This window comes from Natrinema salifodinae (genome assembly GCF_900110455.1).
Taxonomy (GTDB): Archaea; Halobacteriota; Halobacteria; order Halobacteriales; family Natrialbaceae; genus Natrinema; species Natrinema salifodinae.
The window spans coordinates 63764-82760 of the sequence record NZ_FOIS01000002.1 but is presented as its reverse complement, the minus strand read 5'-3'; the positions used below and the strand labels follow the sequence as shown (position 1 = coordinate 82760).

14 protein-coding genes and 1 tRNA gene are annotated in these 18997 nt (G+C 60.5%); 6 read left to right on the top strand and 9 right to left on the bottom strand.

The genetic code is table 11. The features are described from left to right. Positions 1–5 precede the first annotated feature (5 nt). The 4 genes from BMY29_RS05875 to BMY29_RS05865 all read left to right on the top strand — a co-directional run bounded on the left by BMY29_RS05875 (position 6) and on the right by BMY29_RS05865 (position 7586). Positions 6–2861, top strand: coding sequence for a DUF1156 domain-containing protein (locus BMY29_RS05875; protein ID WP_074854650.1), 2856 nt, complete (start codon positions 6–8; stop codon positions 2859–2861). Between the two features lie 44 nt (positions 2862–2905). After that, positions 2906–6511: a helicase-related protein gene (locus BMY29_RS05870; protein ID WP_206539062.1), complete on the top strand. Its 3606-nt coding sequence runs from the start codon at positions 2906–2908 to the stop codon at positions 6509–6511. A gap of 294 nt (positions 6512–6805) precedes the next feature. Further along, positions 6806–6973, top strand: coding sequence for a hypothetical protein (locus BMY29_RS20955; RefSeq protein ID WP_160290104.1), 168 nt, complete (start codon positions 6806–6808; stop codon positions 6971–6973). Positions 6974–7046: 73 nt separating this feature from the next. Continuing rightward, positions 7047–7586 (top strand): DUF7342 family protein, encoded by a 540-nt coding sequence (locus BMY29_RS05865; RefSeq protein ID WP_049990604.1) that lies wholly within the window; start codon positions 7047–7049, stop codon positions 7584–7586. 526 nt (positions 7587–8112) lie between these two features. Here BMY29_RS05865 and BMY29_RS05860 read toward each other — a convergent pair. Further along, positions 8113–8186, bottom strand: a tRNA-Lys gene (locus BMY29_RS05860). 170 nt (positions 8187–8356) lie between these two features. Here BMY29_RS05860 and BMY29_RS05855 point away from each other — a divergent pair. Beyond that, positions 8357–9808 carry a DHH family phosphoesterase gene (locus tag BMY29_RS05855; RefSeq protein WP_049990603.1) on the top strand — a complete coding sequence of 484 codons (1452 nt, stop codon included), beginning with the start codon at positions 8357–8359 and terminating at the stop codon, positions 9806–9808. A gap of 19 nt (positions 9809–9827) precedes the next feature. Here BMY29_RS05855 and BMY29_RS05850 read toward each other — a convergent pair whose 3' ends face one another. The 3 genes from BMY29_RS05850 to BMY29_RS05840 all read right to left on the bottom strand — a co-directional run bounded on the left by BMY29_RS05850 (position 9828) and on the right by BMY29_RS05840 (position 13561). Further along, complete coding sequence (locus BMY29_RS05850; protein WP_049990602.1) at positions 9828–10121, bottom strand: PRC-barrel domain-containing protein; 294 nt, start codon at positions 10119–10121, stop codon at positions 9828–9830. A gap of 123 nt (positions 10122–10244) precedes the next feature. After that, entirely contained in the window at positions 10245–11441 is a 1197-nt protein-coding gene (locus BMY29_RS05845; protein WP_049990601.1) for a phosphotransacetylase family protein, read from the bottom strand. 2 nt (positions 11442–11443) lie between these two features. Continuing rightward, positions 11444–13561, bottom strand: a complete 2118-nt coding sequence (locus BMY29_RS05840; RefSeq protein ID WP_049990600.1) for an acetate--CoA ligase family protein — start codon at positions 13559–13561, stop codon at positions 11444–11446. A 169-nt stretch (positions 13562–13730) separates the two neighbouring features. On the opposite strand from BMY29_RS05840, the gene BMY29_RS05835 reads away from it, so the two are divergent. Further along, a complete protein-coding gene (locus BMY29_RS05835) occupies positions 13731–14201 on the top strand; it encodes a hypothetical protein (protein ID WP_049990599.1) in 471 nt (156 codons plus the stop codon). Positions 14202–14230: 29 nt separating this feature from the next. Here the strand turns inward: BMY29_RS05835 and BMY29_RS05830 are convergent, their stop codons facing one another. From BMY29_RS05830 to BMY29_RS05810, 5 genes are all read right to left on the bottom strand, one after another. Continuing rightward, on the bottom strand, positions 14231–15250 hold the full coding sequence (locus BMY29_RS05830; protein ID WP_049990598.1) for a metal ABC transporter permease: 1020 nt from the start codon (positions 15248–15250) through the stop codon (positions 14231–14233). A gap of 3 nt (positions 15251–15253) precedes the next feature. Beyond that, a complete protein-coding gene (locus tag BMY29_RS05825; RefSeq protein ID WP_049990597.1) occupies positions 15254–15991 on the bottom strand; it encodes a metal ABC transporter ATP-binding protein in 738 nt (245 codons plus the stop codon). Further along, positions 15988–17061, bottom strand: coding sequence for a metal ABC transporter substrate-binding protein (locus tag BMY29_RS05820; RefSeq protein ID WP_049990596.1), 1074 nt, complete (start codon positions 17059–17061; stop codon positions 15988–15990). The genes BMY29_RS05825 and BMY29_RS05820 overlap by 4 nt, the downstream gene beginning before the upstream one ends. A gap of 204 nt (positions 17062–17265) precedes the next feature. After that, positions 17266–17694 (bottom strand): DUF7988 family protein, encoded by a 429-nt coding sequence (locus BMY29_RS05815; protein ID WP_049990595.1) that lies wholly within the window; start codon positions 17692–17694, stop codon positions 17266–17268. Positions 17695–17786: 92 nt separating this feature from the next. Continuing rightward, entirely contained in the window at positions 17787–18962 is a 1176-nt protein-coding gene (locus BMY29_RS05810; RefSeq protein ID WP_074854649.1) for a YhjD/YihY/BrkB family envelope integrity protein, read from the bottom strand. Positions 18963–18997 lie beyond the last annotated feature (35 nt).

Here is an 18997-nt window from a genome sequence, read left to right as displayed (position 1 = left end):
CAAACATGACTGAAAACCAAGATTCAAGACTTTCGGATGGTATTGATTACAAACCAGTAAAGGCAGAATCGGTGTTACCCACCAAAACTGTGGGAATCGAGTGTCTCAAGGAAGCGAACCCAGAAACGATGTCACCTCATCGTAATCTCTTCAAATGGTTCGCTCGGCGTCCTACAGCAGCTACGAGGTTGGCGATCTTAGCATCCATTCTTCCGGATGATGTCGATAATGACAAACTCTTACAACTAATGTGCGTCGGTCCGAAGGAGGATCTAAACAGAGACATCTCAGATTATGTTTTAGAAAAATTCTCAACAAAGAACCAGAGAGAGGGTTCAATCGAGGACCATTTTGGATATGAGTACCCTCATCGAAGGATCCCTCCCGAATCGAAATTCCAAGATCTCCATCAACAGATTGAGGAACACTGGGATGGAGAATTACCGACAGTATTGGATCCTACTGCTGGAGGAGGAACAATCCCCTTAGAATCATTAAGATATGGTCTTCCAACCATTTCTAATGAGCTGAATCCTGTTGCTTGGCTTTTGAACAAAGTCATCTTGGAGTATGCACCGATCGTCGGGTCAATTGAAGAGGACATCCAAACTTGGGTGTCATCGATTGAGGAGTATACTTCTGAAGAATTAGACGATTTCTTCCCCGATCGAAATGGGGTTTCTCCAAGCCACTACTTCCGTGCATACAGTATCACCTGCCCTTCTTGCGGTGATCCTCTACCAATTTCAAACCGTTGGTATTTCAATCGACGAAGGAACGCCGCCGTCTACCCCAAAGTCGAAGATGGTGAACTCAACTTCGATATAATTGATCCAGAGGAGGCTGAGACGAGAGAAGGATATGATCCAAATCAGGGAACAGTAAGTGGGGGAGATGCAGAATGTCCCCATTGTGGTGTAGTGACTGAAAGATCAGACTTAGTTAAGATATTCAAAAATGGTGATTTCGAATTTGAGGTTTGTGGGGTAAGATATGAAGATGATATTGGTGGTAAAAGATATTACCCACCTACAGAAGAAGATGTCAAAGCTATCGAAAAGGCTAACGAGAAAGTCTCATCAAACCTAAGACTATCGACTATTCTCTCTACTGATCGGTACGAAGGGTATTACGACCGTGCTGTACCATACGGTATTGAACAATGGAGGGATGTGTATAGTCCTCGACAACTCCTCGCCCACGCGACATACCTAGAGGCTTTCGAACAAGTAAAGCCTGAAATTCAATCACAATATGAGGAGGAGAAAGCAAATCTAATTCTGATACTCCTTTCGTTCATTTCTGTAAAGCTGATCAGGAGAAGTTCGAGACTTAACCCAATTACACCACGTCGAGGATCTCCTGATAATATGCTTGGGAATAATAATTTCTCTTTCCAATGGCACTTTGGTGAGAGTAACTTGACAGTCGGCACCTACAGCTATGAGTCAGAAAGCAAGAACGTTTTAGAAAGTTATGAGGAGGTCGTCCAGTACGTCTCCCATGTAGAGGAACCGGCTACCGTGTATCAGGGTGATGCCGCTAATCTCCCTTGCGATGATGGCTCCATTCAGAGTGTTGTAATTGATCCTCCTTATGGGGATAACGTCATGTATGCTGAGATCTCTGATGCGTTTTACGTTTGGTTCCGTGAATATCTCGGAGATGTATTCTCAGAGACCTTCGCTGATCAAGAAACAAATAAGCAAGATGAAGCAGTTGAGAATCCGATAATCGTCAATCCTGACGAAGATGAATCTACATCGGAGGTTGCCAGAGAGCGCTACGAAGAGAAAATGGGTGAGGTCTTCTCTGAGGCATATAGAGTACTGGAACAAGGCGGGACTCTGACGATCTACTTTACTGACAAGGAGATTGAAGCATGGGATTCTCTTACCATGTCGATTATTCAATCTGGATTTATTATTTCAGCAACCCATACTATCACGAGTGAAGTCCCTTATCGAGTCGGAGTGCAAGAGAACGCATCAGCAGATAGTACCTTACTATTGACTTGTCGAAAGCCCAAAAGAGAACCTTCCGATAGAAACCCTACTCTTTGGCGTGATATTAAAGATAGAACACGTGAAGTAGCCCGGGAAAAGGCTGCAGAACTCCTTGAATCCGACCATAATCTGACTAAGACAGATATGATCATTAGTGCATTCGGACCAACGCTACGTGTCTTTACTCAAGAATTCCCGGTCGTTGACGATAAAGATAATGAGGTCCGACCGAAACAAGCTCTCACCGAGGCAAGAGCGGCAGTCACTGAAGTCCTGATAGAACGAGAGTTATCTGGTGACCTACAAACAGTCGATGCTCTCTCTACATGGTACATTCTCTCGTGGTTGGTATACGAAGACGAAAACATCCCATATGATGAAGCACGCCAATTAGGATTAGGAATCGGTGTTCGAATAGACGACATTAAGAATAAAACCAAAATTTGGAGCAAAAGCAAGGATACACTCGTACTTCGTGGTCAAGATTACCGAGTTCGAGATTACACGGCGCTTGAAGCCGGTGAAAAACGTCGAGAACGTGCTTACCCGGTGAATCCGCAAGACACATCGTTCGATTACAATGTTGATGCTGTACATGCGGCTCTGAACGTGCTCGAAACCAAAGGTGGTGACTTTACCTGGAACTGGCTGAAGGAACGCGATCTGCAGAACTCCTCTTGGTTCACAAAAACCGTGAAAAGCTTGCTCCAAGTCATCCCACAGGACCATCCGGACTACGACCCGCTCGTCAATTTGGCATCCGGTGAGACTGGACAGCTCTTGGACATCGATACGGACTTCCTGAGCAGAGAGTCCAATAGCGAACAGACTCGAACCACTCTGCAAGACTTCTAATCCTCCACTCAACCATGTCCTTCCGAGATCATTGCTGGGAACGCGTGTACGAGAGTAACTTCCGGGGCAAGGAGACCCTAGTTGCTGTGTTCTACCAGCCGATGCTCTCGGAAGCGGTACAGTATGACCGCCTTGCAGGATACCTGAGCCTCCAGAATCTCGCCGACGCACTGCAGGGGATCGAATCTGCGTTCGAGACGAAAGGGGAGATCAGGATCATCGCCTCGAAGAAACTCGGGCAGGAGAACAAGCCAGTTCTGACGGATGCCCCCCTCTCCGAGGAAGGTGAATCTCGCCTCGCCCTCATCGCACAGATGATGGACGAGGGTCGGCTCCAGCTGAAGATCGGTGAGCCCCGGAACAGTACCGACGCAGGTATCTTCCACCCGAAGCTCGGGATCGCATCTGATTCCGATGGGAATCAAATCTCCTTCGAGGGGAGCATCAACGAAACGTACAACGCGTGGTACCGCAATTACGAGCGGTTCAAAGTCCATCGATCCTGGAACGACGTCGAGGCAGATTACATCCAGAAGGACGTCGAGACGTTCGAACGTCTCTGGAACGAAGAACACGAAGACGTCGTCGTCACGGATATCGACGAGGCGATCGAGGAGGACATCCTCGACTGGCAACCCGAATCCGACGAGGAAGTCCAGATGCATGTCGAACGGCTACAAAAGACGAAAGAGCCGCAGGCATCGGAGGCAGCAGTTGCTCAGATCGTCTCTGACAGAGAGCGTCTTCCCGGCGCGTTACACATGGCCGAGGACATTAGCTCGATCTCCCCGTGGCCACACCAGCGCGTCGCTGCTGACACGGCCGCAAGCATCTACCCGGAGAGTCTCCTCTTCTGTGACGAAGTCGGTCTTGGGAAAACCATCGAAGCCGGACTCACACTCTCCCGATTACTGTCGATCGGTGAAGTGAGCGACGCGTTGCTCCTCGTGCCCGCGACAGTCCAGCCGCAGTGGCAAGAGGAACTCCTAGAGAAGTTCAACATCAACTCCTACTCGTACGATTACAGTGGCGGGCAGCACATCCTGCGGGACGCGTATGGACGCGTTCACTCACTTTCAGAGTACGAGCCAGCTGATCCGTGGGATGAATCTCACATCGGTGAATTCGTCTCAGAGCGAGATGGTCCAACAGTGGTGCTCGCCTCCTGGCACACGGCTCGTAGAGAGGGAAACAAGGAGCTGTTCTCTCCGACAGTTCACAGACAGGAAGGGACAGCATCAGTGGTGCGGGACAAGGAGAATGACTTCGAGTGGGATCTGACGCTCGTAGACGAAGCACACCACGGGCGTGATGGCACGAACCTCTACGACCTCCTCACCGAACTCAAGAAAGACACGACGTGCATGTACGTTTTGACAGCCACGCCGATGCAGCTCGAAATCACGGAGCTGTTCGATCTCCTCCGTCTCTGTGACCTGCCAGAGGGGTGGAACAACCGTGAGGACTTTGACACCTACTTCGATGTTCAACAGGAGCTCCCCGAACTCCTGGACGAAATCAGCGGTGTTCGTTCCAAAACCGTAGAAGAACTCCTCCCCGACCTCTCCTCAAAGTGGCACGTCGAGCCCTACGAGGGGATGCTCACTCTGCGTACGTGGGCGGGGTTGATTCAATCGTTCGTCCAGACGCACGACGACGTCGCCCAGCGGGTGGAAGAAGCCATCGACGATACCGGGTTGTCGCTTAGCGAACGCCGACGACTCAAGCGCGTCCTCGGTATCGGTCGAATCGGTGCCCGCGATTGGGAGGACCGATTCTCGCAACTGTCTGGTGAGAGCCTTCAGTTCCTGCTCGACCTCGGTACTGAAACGACGCCCGTTCAGTCACGGGTCTTCCGAAACACGCGGGAGACACTCCGAAAATTCGCGGAGACTGGCCGACTTGATCAGACTGTCCCTCGCCGAGACATCGAAGTACGAGAAGTTGAACTTGGGGACGCAGAGCCGCTGTACGACCGCGTCGAGACCTATATCAGCGACGTCTACAACCGTTCCAAGCAAATCCTGGAAGGCAAAGAGAAGACCGCGGTCGGCTTCGTGATGACGACGTATCGGCAGCGGCTGACCAGCAGTCTGCATGCGATCGAGCAATCACTCAAGCGCCGGCGTGAAAACCTTCGATCAGAGCTTCGGGACATTTCGGACGTTTCTGACAGTGACCTTCGAACCGGTGCCCTAGCCGATCGGGAAGAAGTCCTGCAGCGGGAATACGGTGTTTCAGTGGACGAGATCGGAGCTACAGGTGACGCAGGCGAACGGATTCGAGAGTATGAGCTGAGCGAGTTAGAGGATTTCATCGCACAATTGTACGACGTCCCGGAAGACCCGAAACTCGAACAGCTCATCCAGGACCTCCACGAACTCAGCGCCCGTGCCCGGGATACAGTCATCATCTTTACCCAGTACACGGACACACTCGATGCGATCAAGAATAAAGTCTGTCTCAGCCATCCCGATGTCGGGACGTACTCTGGTCGTGGGGGCGAGATCTACGACTCGGATACAGGTGAGTGGACCAATACCAGCAAGGAACGGGTAAAGCGTGAGTTCACCGACTCCGATGGAAACATATCAGTTTTAGTATGTACTGATTCTGCAAGCGAGGGCCTTAATTTGCAGAGTTGTGATGCTCTAGTAAACTATGATTTGCCGTGGAATCCAATGCGCGTCGAACAACGAATCGGTCGGATCGACCGAATCGGACAGGTAAACGACGAGGTTCTCATCTGGAATTACGTTTACGACGACACCGTCGAGGAAGACATTTACGACAGACTTCGTGAGCGAATTAACCTGTTCGAGCAAGCAGTCGGTCCCCTTCGTCCCATTTTGGAGGGGCTGGAAAGCGACGTGGAGAGAGTAGCGATGGGCGAATCGGAGCAAGATAGTGAAGCGATCGCCAGCTCCGCCAAAAGCCGAGCGGCTGAAGCCGCAGAACTATCCAAACGGGTCGGCCTTTCCGAAGAAAGTCTGGGGGCCACTGAGGAGGAAATCATCGAGTCGGCACGATTAGATGGCTGGACGGAAGCTCATCCCGACATTTCCTCCATCGGCTATCCCGACAGGCGGTTCGAACCGATGGTTGAGCCAGACGTCGTGAAACGACTCTTCACCCAAAGCCAAGTCCTGAGAGATCAGGGCTGGCGTTTCGAAATGCTGGAACGACGCCTCACTGAGGACGAAGATGCGCCTTACAAGAAGTTATACCGCATGACGATTCCAGATGCAGCCAATCCACCAATTCCGACAAATTCTCCCGAGGATACGGTTCAAGCGCTCTATACAGAAGACGACGAATTACTGATCTCATTTGATCCTGAGGTTTTAGAGTGGTATCCGTCAGTTGTGATTCCGTTACCACAGCATGACCTGTTTGCGTGTATCTTAGGTGAGATTCAACAAGAAATCAGCAGTGGCGTAAGACCCGAGATTACCCAGCTCTTTGGTCAAGCATCCGATTTAGGAATCAAGATCTGGCAAGAGAATCACGAGCATATCACACCTGAGGCCTGCATCTACGCGTCATCTCAATCAGAACGGCGGCTAAGTCTCGATGTTAGTTTGCCCCCGCATAGCAAGGCGGAGCGAACACTTCGTGAATGGCTGAAGGCACGGAACGATTGCTACTGAACTCCATATACCTTGGCGAGAATCGTAGGGTAGGCTGCCTTCGGTAGTATTGCAAGTATAGTTTATAATCCCTGGAGTAGCGGTTTGTCGGGTTGGTGGTATTCCCGACATCTCTCGGTTCGAATCCATCAGGACGAGGACTGCCGCTCATGGTACTCAATACGACCGCGAGGTTCTTCGACTCTAACGGCGCTAACGATCCGGCAAGATGCGGGGGACGAGTGATCACACACCCCACCGACCGTGAGTGGTGTGCACGGTACTCTTTTGAGTCATACTAGTGCATAATTGCACATGATCGACGATGACGAGGACAGCGGGAGGGAACCGTGGCCCGATGACATTGAGGGTGGATGGCCGAACGAACCGTACGCAGACGAGGATACGGTCATCGGAGGATACGGCGAGGACGAGGACGGGAAGGAACCGTGGCCCGATGACGTCGAGACTGACGATGAATAATGCACACCACGTGACGGTATGGTGTGCGGGGTGCGCTTTTGAATTATTCCAACGTTGTCAGTACTAAGCTCACATGGCCAAGGACCGAGACCCCGGTGAGTTCGACGATGTCAACGAGGCAGTCAGTGCAGAATGGGAAGCCGAAACCACGTCCTATGAGCGCGTCCGCGAAATCATCGGGCGCGCCTACATCCCGGTCTCCGCCGATGCTGTTGCCGATGCTGCAGGCACATCACCGAAGACAGCCCGGAAACACCTCAACGACCTCGATGAGGGAGGATTCGTCATGACCGTGATTAGCGAGAACGGCGGAACAACCTACCGGCGCTCGCCAGAGTCACTTGTCACCGAACAAGCATCCGATATACGAGATCACGTTTCAGCTGATGAGTTGGGCACGCGGGTCTCGGAGATGCGTGACCGCATCAGGGACCTCCAAACCGAATACGATGCCGAATCACCGGAGTTGCTCACCAGCGAGGACATTGATTCTGAGACGGTCCGCGAGTGGCAGACGACTCGCCGCAATCTCGCGTTTGCCAGCGCTGCACTCGCAACCGAGAGCGATCGGGATATAGAATCAGAACCAGACGAGACCAGCGATTCCGACTAGTATCCGATCCCGAACAGCAGGATCAAGAGTTGTCTGGGCCCGACGACGATGCGGACAGAAGTCATACCCATTTCGCTTCGCCGCATCTAAACACTTTGTTGTGCGGGCGAGCAGGTGACGTGACGGGACGACGGTCATCGACCCTTGCCCGGGAAACACGGCGCGAATTGACAGCGGGGTGGGTTCGCTGACAGCACGACCGTTTCGCCGGGTTACTCGCGGGCGCTGCAGGCAATCCAAGTAGCGATATGGAAGAAGAATTGCGGACACCCCCCGTCTCCCGAGCCGAACTGCGAGTGAGTCGCAGGACCCGCAGATACGCGGTGACGTACCCGCAATCCAGGACGGCGCGCGCGCGATCGTGTGACAATGCCCACAGTTTTAACACATAATCCACCGAATCGCAAGACGACCCTGACCCGAGCAACCCGACGTTGCGAAACGCTTCGCAGAAAGCCGGTCAGCGCAGGCTCAACCCTACGCCTGCTTGCGATTAGTCCGTACTCCAAAACGCGAGCGCAGAAAGCGGGCCGGGCGCGATTTGAACACGCGACCGTCTGATTAAGAGTCAGACGCTCTGCCGGACTGAGCTACCGGCCCTGTGCATCTGACTTTCGCTCGGTCGTTAAAATATATTTCCCTTGGCGGGCGCTGTGCCAGTGATCCACCCGCATAACGACGCTCTTGAACTTCGACGCGTCCGGGACGAAACTTCAGGACGTACGGATCTTCGGGACCGTTAAGTGCGACCGGTCCGACCACTCGGGCATATGAGTACGGGGGTTACCATCTCGTCGATCTCTGACTACGCTATCTTAGGGTGTGGGAGTGTGGGGTACGCGGTAGCGGAAGAGCTCGTCGAGCAGGGCAAAGACGTCCGCATCGTCGACCGCGACGAGAGCCGCGTCGAATCGCTCCGTGATCAGGACTTGGACGCCCGCCAGGCCGACATCCGCGAGCCCAAGGCCGCGGACCTGGTCGCCGACCGCGACGTCGTGCTCATCCTTGCCTCCGACGTCGAATCGAACAAGCGCGCGGTCGAACACATCCGCGCGGTCTCGGACAACCAGTTCGTCGTCGCCCGCGCGAGCGACCCCGTCTCGGGCGACGAACTCTCCGAGCTCGGGGCCGACATCGTCATCAACCCCTCCTCGGTGATCGCCGAGTCCGCCCTGCGCGCGCTCGAGTCCGGCGAACTCGAATACAACGCGGGCAAGCTCGCCGAGATCGTCGAGGAGACGTCGACCCGCCTGGCGATCATCACGCAGGACAGCCCGGATCCGGACTCGATCGCCAGCGCGGCGGCTCTGCAGGCGATCGCCGACCACCTCGAGATAGAGTCGGACATCATCTATCTGGGCGACGTCGGCCACCAGGAGAATCGCGCGTTCGTCAACCTGCTGGGCATCGATCTGGTCCAGTGGGACGAGATCGAAGATCACTCGATCTACGACACCGTCGCCCTGGTCGATCACGCGACGTCGACCGAGATGGAGCTCCCCGTCGACATCGTCATCGACCACAACGAGACGGAGACGGAGTTCGAACCCGAGTTCGTCGACATCCGGCCGAACATGTCCTCGACGTCGACGATCATGACGAAGTATATACAGGAGTTCGACATGAACGTCTCCGAGGAGGTCGCCACCGCCCTGCTCTACGGCATCCGCGCGGAGACCCTGGATTTCAAACGCGACACTACCCCCGCCGACCTGACCGCGGCCGCCTACCTCTACCCGTTCGCGAACCACGACACCTTAGAGCAGGTGGAGTCGCCGTCGATGTCCCCCGAGACGCTGGACGTGCTCGCGGAGGCGATCACGAACCGCGACGTCCAGGGGAGTCATCTGGTCTCCAACGCCGGCTTCGTCCGCGACCGCGAGGCGCTGACCCAGGCCGCCAGCCACCTCCTGAACTTAGAGGGCGTCACGACGACGGCGGTGTTTGGCATCGCCGACGAGACGATCTTCCTCGCGGGCCGCTCGAAGGACATCCGTATCAACATCGGGAAGGTCCTCGACGATGCCTACGGCGATATCGGCGAGACGGCCGGTCACTCCACCCAGGCCAGCGCGGAGATTCCGCTGGGCATCTTCACCGGCATCGAGATTTCGGAGGACACGCGCGACACGCTGCTCGATCTGACCGAGGAAGCGGTCAAGCGGACGCTGTTCGACGCGATGGGTGTCGAAGGAAGCAGCGAAGGCTCGAACGGCAGCTGAAACGGCAAAAAAGGCCGACTCAGGCCAGCAGTTCGTCTTCTTCCTCGTCGGGGTCGCGAACGCGTTCGACCACGTCGTTGATCAGGATGATGTCGCCGACCGACCGGACCCAGCGGTAGGGCACGATGATACCCTGCCCGCTGCGAGCCTCGTCTTTGAACAGTTCGTCGTTCAAATTCGCGAGCGCGAGTCCGGTGACGGCCTGGCCGTCGACGTTCAGTCGGAGATCCTCGACTTCACCCACGAAGACGCCGTTGTTCGAGTAAACCTCGCGGCCGACGAGAGACGTGATTTCTTGAGGTGCGTCGTCCATGTCTGGCCCCATGCGTGGCGGACTCTTAATTCTTGGTCAGACGTGACAGTCACGGAACCGAACGTGAGGGGGTCCCGGGGCCGAAGGATTCGAGCGCGGACGGTCGAACGACGGCCTTAGTTCTCAGTCGTCGCCCAGGATCGCGTCGACCGCCGCGTGATCGGTGAGCAGCGCTTCCATCCGGTCGACGGTCTCGGCGTCCCGCGTCCGGCCGCTGCGGACGACGTCCTCGGCGCGCTCGACGGTCGTGAGCGTATCCGTCTGGACCGCCAGGATCGGGACGCCCTTCTCGCTCGCCTGGCCGACGATCGCGCCGGAGGGGCGGTGGCCGCCGGTGAGGATGAGACAGCGGACGCCGGGGGCCTCGAGCGCGGCGGTGTGGATCTCGGCGCGGTCGCCGCCTGTGATGACGGCGGCGTCTTTCGTCCGGCGGAAGTGCCGCAGGGCGCTGTCGGGCCCCATCGCGCCGACCGCGAAGCGCTCGACGTAGACGTCTTGCCCCTCCTCGACGAGCATCGAGGCGCCGAGTTCGTCCGCCAGATCCGCAACGGTCACGCCCGACAGCTCTCGCTCGCTGGGAAGCACGCCGTAGACCGGAATTCCCCGGCCTTCGAGGAACGGGACCACGTCCGTCTCGAGCGCGTCGTAGGCCGCGTCGGGAACGTCGTTGAAGACGACGCCGGCGAGCCGGTCGCCGAACGTCTCGGCGGCGGCGAGCACGTCGTCGACGTCCCCGGGAATTTCGTAGGGCGCGACCAGGAGGACGCGCGCGTCCAGCAACGCCGCGACGTCGGCGTCCGTGAGGTCGACGATGCCGCCGACGTCGTACCGGCCGCCGCCCTCGACGAACATGCGGTCGCGGTCGGCCGCGAGCGTCCCGAACGCCTCCTGAATGCGCTCGCGGAGCTCGGCCGGGTCCTCGCGGCCGCGGATCGCCTGGTCGATGAACGTCGGCGAGTAGACCACGGGTTCGAGGTCGTGCATCTCGGCGTCGAGGTCGAGCAGCTCGCGGGCCAGCATCGGGTCCTCGTCCAAGGTCTTCCCGACGTTACTCTGCAGCCTGGTCCCCTTCGGTTTCATGTAGCCGACGGTCTCGCCCTCGGCTTCCGCCAGGCGGGCAAGCGCCAGCGTGATCGCCGTTTTGCCGGTGCTCTCCGCGAGCGAGGCGACGAGCAGCGTGTCGGCGTCGCCGTCGGTAGCGGCGGTCGGTTCGGCGGTCGCAGCGCCGGTTTCGGTGTCGGCTCCGGCGTCGGTGCCGGTCTCAGTGTCGGGCTCGCTGTCCGTGGATTCGATGTCCGGATCGGTGTCAGTGTCAGTCATGGTCACTCCGTGTCCGTTTCGGTGTCGAGTTCGTCCGTATCGACCGTGAGTCGCAGGTCGATCGCCTGTGCGCCGTCGGGGCCCGCCACGAGCGGGTTGACGTCGAGTTCGAGGATCGACGGGAAGTCGGTTACCAGCTGTGAGAGCCGCTGGACGGTTTCGACGACAGCGTCGACGTCGGCCGGCTCGCGACCGCGGGCGCCGCGCAACAGCGGCGCGGCCCGGATCTCGTCGATCATGTCGCGGACCTCGTCCTCGCCGATCGGGGCCACGCGGACCGACGTGTCCTCCAGGATCTCGACGAAGATCCCGCCGAGTCCGAACAGCAACAGCGGGCCGAACTGCGGGTCACGGTTCATCCCGACGATGGTCTCGGTCCCGGCGTCGAGGTCGAGCATCTCCTGGATCTGCACGCCGATGATCGTCGCGTCGGGCTGGTAGTTGCGCGCCCGAGAGACGACGTCCTCGTAGGCGTCGTAGACGTCGTCGTCGGAGACGCCGACCTTGACGCCGCCGATGTCCGACTTGTGGGTGATGTCGGGGCTGACGATCTTCATGACGACGTCGCCCTCGATCGATTCGGCGACCTCGCGGGCGCGGTCGGGGTCGTCGACGATCTCGCCGTCCGGCGTCGGGACCCCGTAGGCCTCGAGCAAGTCCATCGACTCGACGCCGAGCCGGTTGTCGTCCCGCCTGGCGGCCCGCTGCAGAATCTCGCGGGCGCGCTCGCGGTCGACGTCGAACGTTTCGGGCTCGTCGACCGTCCGCTCACGGATATCGCGGTAGCGAGCGAGCGCGTCGAGCCCCGAGACCGCTCGCGAGGGGTCGAAGTAGTTGGGAATCCCCGACTCCCGCAGCGTCTCCTCCGCCTGGCGGGCCCGCTCGCCGCCCATCAGGCACGTGACGACGGGCGTGTCGTGAGTCTCGAGCTTCTTGATGACCGTCTCGGCCAGGTCGTCGTAGGACAGGACCGCGGTCGGCGCGGCGACGACGACCGCACTGCCGACGTTGGGGTCCGCCAGTGCGATCTCCAAGGCCTCGCCGAACCGCTCGACGTCGGCGTCCCCGATCGCGTCGATCGGGTTGTAGACGTTGGCCTCGTCGGGCATCGCCTCGGCGAGTTCGTCGATCGTCTCGTCGGCGAAGTCGGCCATCTCGAGCGTCGAGTCGCCGACGGCGTCGGTGGTGAGCACGCCGGGACCGCCCGCGTTCGTCACGACGGCGACGCCGTCGGACTCGGGCTCGGGCAGCCCGGCGAGGGCCCGCGCGTAGTCGAACAGTTCCTGGACCGACTGGGCCCGCAGGACGCCGGCCTGCTCGAGCCCCGCCTCGTATGCCCGCTCGCTGCCGGCAATCGCGCCGGTGTGGGAAGAAGCGGCCTGCGCGCCGGCGTCCGTCCGGCCGGACTTGACGAGCACGATCGGCGTGTCGCCGGTCACCTCGCGGGCGGTCTCGAGGAACGCCTGGCCGTCGTCGATGTCCTCTAAGTAGCCGATGATGACGTCGGTGTCCGGGTCGTCGCCCCACTCGCGGACGAAGTCCGTCTCGTCGACGACGGTCTTGTTCCCCAGCGAGACGACGTCCTGGAAGCCGATCCCCTGGTCGTTGGCCCAGTCGAGGACGGCGGTGATGAACGCGCCCGACTGGCTCATAAACGAGATCGAGCCCTCGAGCGCGCTCTCGGGGCCGAACGTGGCGTTCATCCCGTTCGGCGTGGACATGACGCCTAAGCTGTTCGGCCCGACGACGTCGAGGTCGTACTCCGCGGCGATTTCACGGAGCCGGCGCTCGCGCTCGGCGCCCTCGCCGCCGGTCTCGGCGAAGCCGGCGGTGATGACGACGACGTGCTCGGTGCCCGTCTCGGCGAGCTCGCGAACGGAGTCGATGACGACGCCAGGCGGTACGACGACGACCGCCAGGTCGATCGGCGGTGCGCTCTTCGCGTCCGAGTAACACTCGAGCCCGAGGACCTCGTCGCGCGAGGGGTTGATCGGTACGATCTCGCCGGCGAACTCGTCCTGTAAGTTCTCGACGATCGCCCGGCCGACGGCGCCCTCGCGGTCGGTCGCGCCGACCACCGCGACGGTCTCGGGATCGAAGAGTTCGGCTAACCGTCCCATCGTAGGAACGATATTCGAGTAGCGAGTTAAACGTGTAGCGTGTTCCCGCCGTCGGGGAATCGAAATTCGCCCGACGGCAGCCGGAACCGTCGGATCTCGATCGCCGAACGGCGAGAACCGGTGTCGGTAACTTTTATCGACGTCGTGTTTGTACGTAAATGAGATCGACATGTTTCGCCTGCGTCCTCGTCACGTCGCCGCCGGTACCGCACTGCTGGGAGCCATCGGGCTCCTGTCCGCGGCGTTCCTCTTCACGACGATTCCCGAAGAGCCGCCCGGAGACGGGTTCGCGGCCGGGCTCACCGGGATCTTCGTGCTGCTGTACGGTGTCGCCGGATCGCTCGCACTCGCGGAGGCGGGGCTGCTCGCTCTCGTCACGCGGCTGTGGGCCCCGACCGGTCGACCGCGACGGCTGCTCATGGCCGGCGCGCTCGCCGGCGGCCTGGCCGTCGTCTTGCTCGTCGGTCCCGTCCTGCTCGTTCGGCTGTTCGGAGCGCTCGTCGGTCGCCCCGTGCTGTGGGGCAGCGAATACGCCCTCGGTCTCGGACTCGCGCTCGTCCCGGTCGGTATCGCCTGTTCCGGCCTCGGCGTGATCCTCCAGTTCGTCCGAAGCGTCAGCGGCGGCTCCGGCGCGAACTAACGGCGATAGAGAAGGGCGTGACGGGGCGATCAGTGCGTCGAGATCGCCGCCGTCGAGCGGCCCGACACCAGAATCGCGAGCAGGTAACAGGCGATGGCGACGACGACGATTGAGCCGCCCGTCGGAAGCCCCTGGGAGATCGAGAGCGCGAAGCCCCCGAGGATCGCCACCTGGCCGAAGAGGATCGAACAGACGAGCGTCTCGCGGAAACTGCGGGCGATCTGGGTCGCGGCCGCGACGGGGACGACCAGCATTGCGGCGACGAGGATCACGCCGAGGATCTGCATCGCGCCGACGACGACCACGGCCGTCATCACGATCAGCAGGGTGTTGTACCAGGTCACGTTGAGCCGCGCGACCCGGGCGGCCTGCTCGTCGAAGGTGATAAAGAGCAACTGTTTGTAGGTCGCGACGACGACGGCGACGACGACGACGCTGAGGACCGCCATCAGTCGCGCCCCCGACGGCGTGACGACGGAGATGCTCCCGAAGAGGTAGTCCTCGACGCTGATCCCGGTCATGCCGCGGCCGTAGCTGATGATGAGCGTCCCGACGGCGAAGCTGCCGGTCAGCATGATCGCGATTGGCACGTCGCCGTAGGTGTCGGTCCGCTCGGCCAGCCACTGGACGCCGAGCGCGCCGAGGATGCCGACGACCAGCGCGACGAGCATCAGCGAGCCGCTCCAGCCGGTCGTCGCGCTCACGAGCAGGCCGATCGCGACCCCGGCGAAGGCCGTGTGAGCCAGCGTCTCGCCGATCAGCGCCATCTCGCGGTGGACCAGATAGGTGCCGACCAGCGGCGCGACGACGCCGATCAGCACGCCGGTCGCGATCGACCGCCACATGAACGGGTGATAGAAGACGTTCGTCCCGAGGTAGTGGTCCAGCCACCAGCTCGCGATCCTGGCCTGGTCGTAGATGCCGCCGACGAGGGGGTACGATCGCAAGGCGTCGATGATCAAGAGACCGATCATCGCAACCGCAAGGATCGCGGTCAGGCCGAGTCCGAGCCGTTCCGTCTGCCGACGAATCGAAGTGCTCTGACTCATGGATCAGTGGTGGTGGTGAACGACCTGGCCCGTCGCGCCGTAGGCCTCGGTCAGGGCGTCGCTCTCGACGAACGATTCGGTGTCGCCGTGGTGGTACAGTTCCGTGTTGATACAGGCGATTCGGTTAGCCCGATCCGTGACGACGCCGATGTCGTGCTCGATCAGGATGATCGTGATCCCGTCGTCGTTGAGCGACTCGAGCAGCTGGTAGAACGCGTCGCGGGACTCGGCGTCGACCCCGACGGTGGGCTCGTCGAGCGCCAGCAGGTCCGCTTCGGAGGCCAGCGCCCGCGCGATGTAGGCCCGCTGTCGCTGGCCGCCCGAGAGCTGGTTGACCTGCCGATCCGCGAGGTCGGCGATGCCGACCGTCTCGATCGCGTCGGCGACGATCTCGCGGTCCTCGTCGGTCAGTCGGCCGTGGCCCGCGTGGGCGAATCGACCCATGGTGACGGCTTCGCGGACTGTGACCGGCATCGAGCCGCCGCGGCTGGTCGCCTGCTGGGAGACGTAGCCGATCCGCTCGCCGTCGTCGAACGAGTCGACGGGCTCGCCGAACAGCTCGATCGTGCCGCTGTCGGGGTTGCGCAGGCCGAGCATGAGGTGCAGGAGTGTCGTCTTCCCGGAGCCGTTGGGGCCGATCAGTCCGAGGAAGTCGCCCGCCTCGACCGTCAGCGAGACGTCCGCTACCGCCGGCTGCTCGCCGTAGGCGAACGTCACGTTCTGGAGATTGACGACGGTCACTGTGCGCCTACTGCCTCTCTAAGCGCGGGGAGGTTTATTTCTTCCATTTGTTTGCGGTAGCCCCACTCCTCGTCCTCCCACTCGGCGAGGGTGCCCGACAGGTGCGTCAGCGCCTTCGCGTCGGTGGCCTGGCTGTCGTCGAGAATCGTTTCGACGAGTTGCGGATACGCCCCGTCGGGTGCCTCGAAGGGGCCATAGAGGATCGTGTCGATCCCTTCCTCGTCGATGAGATCGATCGTCTCGGAGATGGCGCTCTGGCTCGGTTGCTCCTGCGGAGAGACGCCAGTCGGGGTGTGAATTTCGAACCCGTATCGCTCCTGCAGGTAAGTAAACGAGTCGTGGCCGGCGAAGACGGCGACCCGTCGGTCGGCCGCGTCGATCAGCTCCTCGAACGTCTGATCGAGCGCGTCGAGTTCCTCGATGTACGCGTCGGCGTTGTCCTCGTAGGTCTCGGCGTTGTCCGGGTCGGCGTCGGCCAGGCCGGTCGCGATGGTATCGACAATATCCTGTGCGAGAACGGGATCGAGCCAGACGTGCGGATCGATCGACGACGGATCGTGGTCGTGGTCGTCGTGTCCATCCTCGTCGCCGTGATCGTGATCGTCGTGATCGTGTTCCTCGTGCGACTCGTTCTCCGCGTCGTGGTCGTGATCGTGGTCACCGGCGTCGACCTCGTGCTCCCAGTCGAGGAGGTCATCAGCATCCAGATCCGCGAGACCGTCGATCACAGCCACGGTATCGTAGTCGGCTTCGAGCGTCGCCGCGACGTCCTGAGCCCACGAGAACTCGGGCGTATCGAGGTAGACGAAGGCGCCCGCGTCGGCGATGTCTCGCGTGAGGTCCCCGCTCGGCTGCCAGCCGTGACCGGCCTCGCCGGTTCCGACTGGATCCTCGAAATCGATCGCGTCCCCGCTCACCTGTTGGGTCCAGTCCCGGAGGGTGAAGAACGCAGCGTAGCCGGCGTCGAGCTCCGCGTTGGCGGTCCCGACGTCGTCGAGACAGCCGGCGAGAGTACCGGCGGCGACTGCGCCGGCGCCACCTTTCACCAGCGCGCGTCGTGTCAAGTTCATATCCGGGGCTAGTCCCTCCCGGGTATAAGGGTTATTATCCCAAAACGGTGTATTATTAACTAACAGATTCGGAATCAGGGACTGTTAACAAGAACTGGCGATATACCGAACTGAGTTATTATCGGTCCGGACCCGGACGGCGGGACACGAATTCCCGTAGGGTAGTGAAGACGATAGCACGTCGTTGGTATCGCATTTCGATCGTTATTCGAGCGATACGGTGAGGCGGACGCCATTAGACCGGCGGTACGCGGGTCGCCGATCGGGATCAGAATCGCGAACGACGTCGAAGACGTCGAACCGAATCACGAGTCGGCCGGGATCGATCGTCGCCCGGAGCACGGGGCCGCGGCTCGTTACGACGACGGACGGCGGCGCCGGAACCGGCCTGGCCCGCAGTTCGTAGTCCGTCGCCGCGACCGCATCGGCGAGCACGGCCGGGAGGGTCTCGAGAAGCCCGGTTTCCTCGAAGGTACGATGCAGTCCGTCGGTGACCGCCTCGCGGTCGGTCGTTCGCGAGGTATCCCAGGGCTCGGCGACCGCGTCGGCGCAGGCGTCGATCCCCTCGATGACCGACGCGTGCTCGGCCTGGATGCGACGCCTGGCGTCGCGGACTGGATGGGGATGGGACACGATTCGGGGTGGAACGGGGAGTCACTAAGCTGTCCCGCCTCGGAACGGACGAGGGGAAGCGAACGCCGGCCGATCGGCGGCCGGATTCCGGGCTACTCGTTCCGCCGTTCGACGACACCCACGTTCAGCGTCCGCACTCGCGTCAGGACTCCGCGCAGCCGCCGTCGCCACGAAGACGCCCGGCTCGCCTCGAGTTCGCGCCGGAGTCGTTCGTTCTCCGCCGTGAGATCCCGGTTCTCCGCTTCGAGGCGGTCGACTCGGGCGTCGAGCTCGCTGACGCGGTCCTCGAGCCGGTATCGGCGGGTCCGCTGGGCGTCGCGGTCGTGTTGCAGCTGATCGCGCTCCCGACGGAGCGTCTCAAGTTGCCGTTCGAAGCGCTCGCGGTCGCGCGCGGCCGAGTCGACGAACGGCTCGCGCTCCGCGTCCGCCGGGATGCCGTCCAGGGCGTCGGCTTCGTCTCGCTCGCCCGTCGCCTCGGGCTCGATATCGATGTGCCCCGAGCGAGTGGCGTTGACGACGGCGCCCGCGAGCAGAATGAGGCCGCCGAAGTACAGCCAGGTCAGCAACAGGAGGATCGCCCCGATCGGGCCCGCGGACTCGGAACTGCTCGAAATGGCGACATAGATCTGGAACAGCGACTGGAGGAGCGTCCAACCGACGGCGGCGACGAGGACACCCGGCAGCACCTCCCGAACGGAGACGTCGACGTCGGGGAAGAAGTAGTACATCGGCAGGAAGGCGACGGTCAGCCCGACCACGAGCAAGAGCGGGTTCAGCAGTCCGACGAAGGGAATGTGGAGGAACGCGAACGCGATCGTGGTCAGCGCCGCGGCGACCAGCGCGACGCCGATCGTCCCGAAGACGACGGCCCCGTCGCGCACCTGATCGACCAGGGAATTGTCGTCCGTCGAGGCGTAGATCTCCGAGAAGGCGGTGTCGAGCCCCCGGAAGATTTTCAGCGACCCCCAGACGAGCGCGACGAGCCCGATCAGCGACGTGCCGACGCTCCCGGTTTCACCTTCGATGCCCTCCTCGAGGATTATCTGGCCGCTCTCGGGGAGGAAGCCCTCGGTCGTCGACGATACCTGGGTGGCGAGTCCCTCGTCCCCGACGAACGAGACGAGGAAGAAGACGAGTACGAGCAGCGGAATCAGCGAGATGAACGCCTGGTAAGCGATGCTGGCGGCCATGAACGTGACGTTTTTCTCCTGAATGCCCGCCACGACGGACCGCGCGAAGGGGATCGCGCCGCGAACGTTGAGGCCCATGTCCGTTCGTCCGTTAGAGTGGCGGATAGCGACCG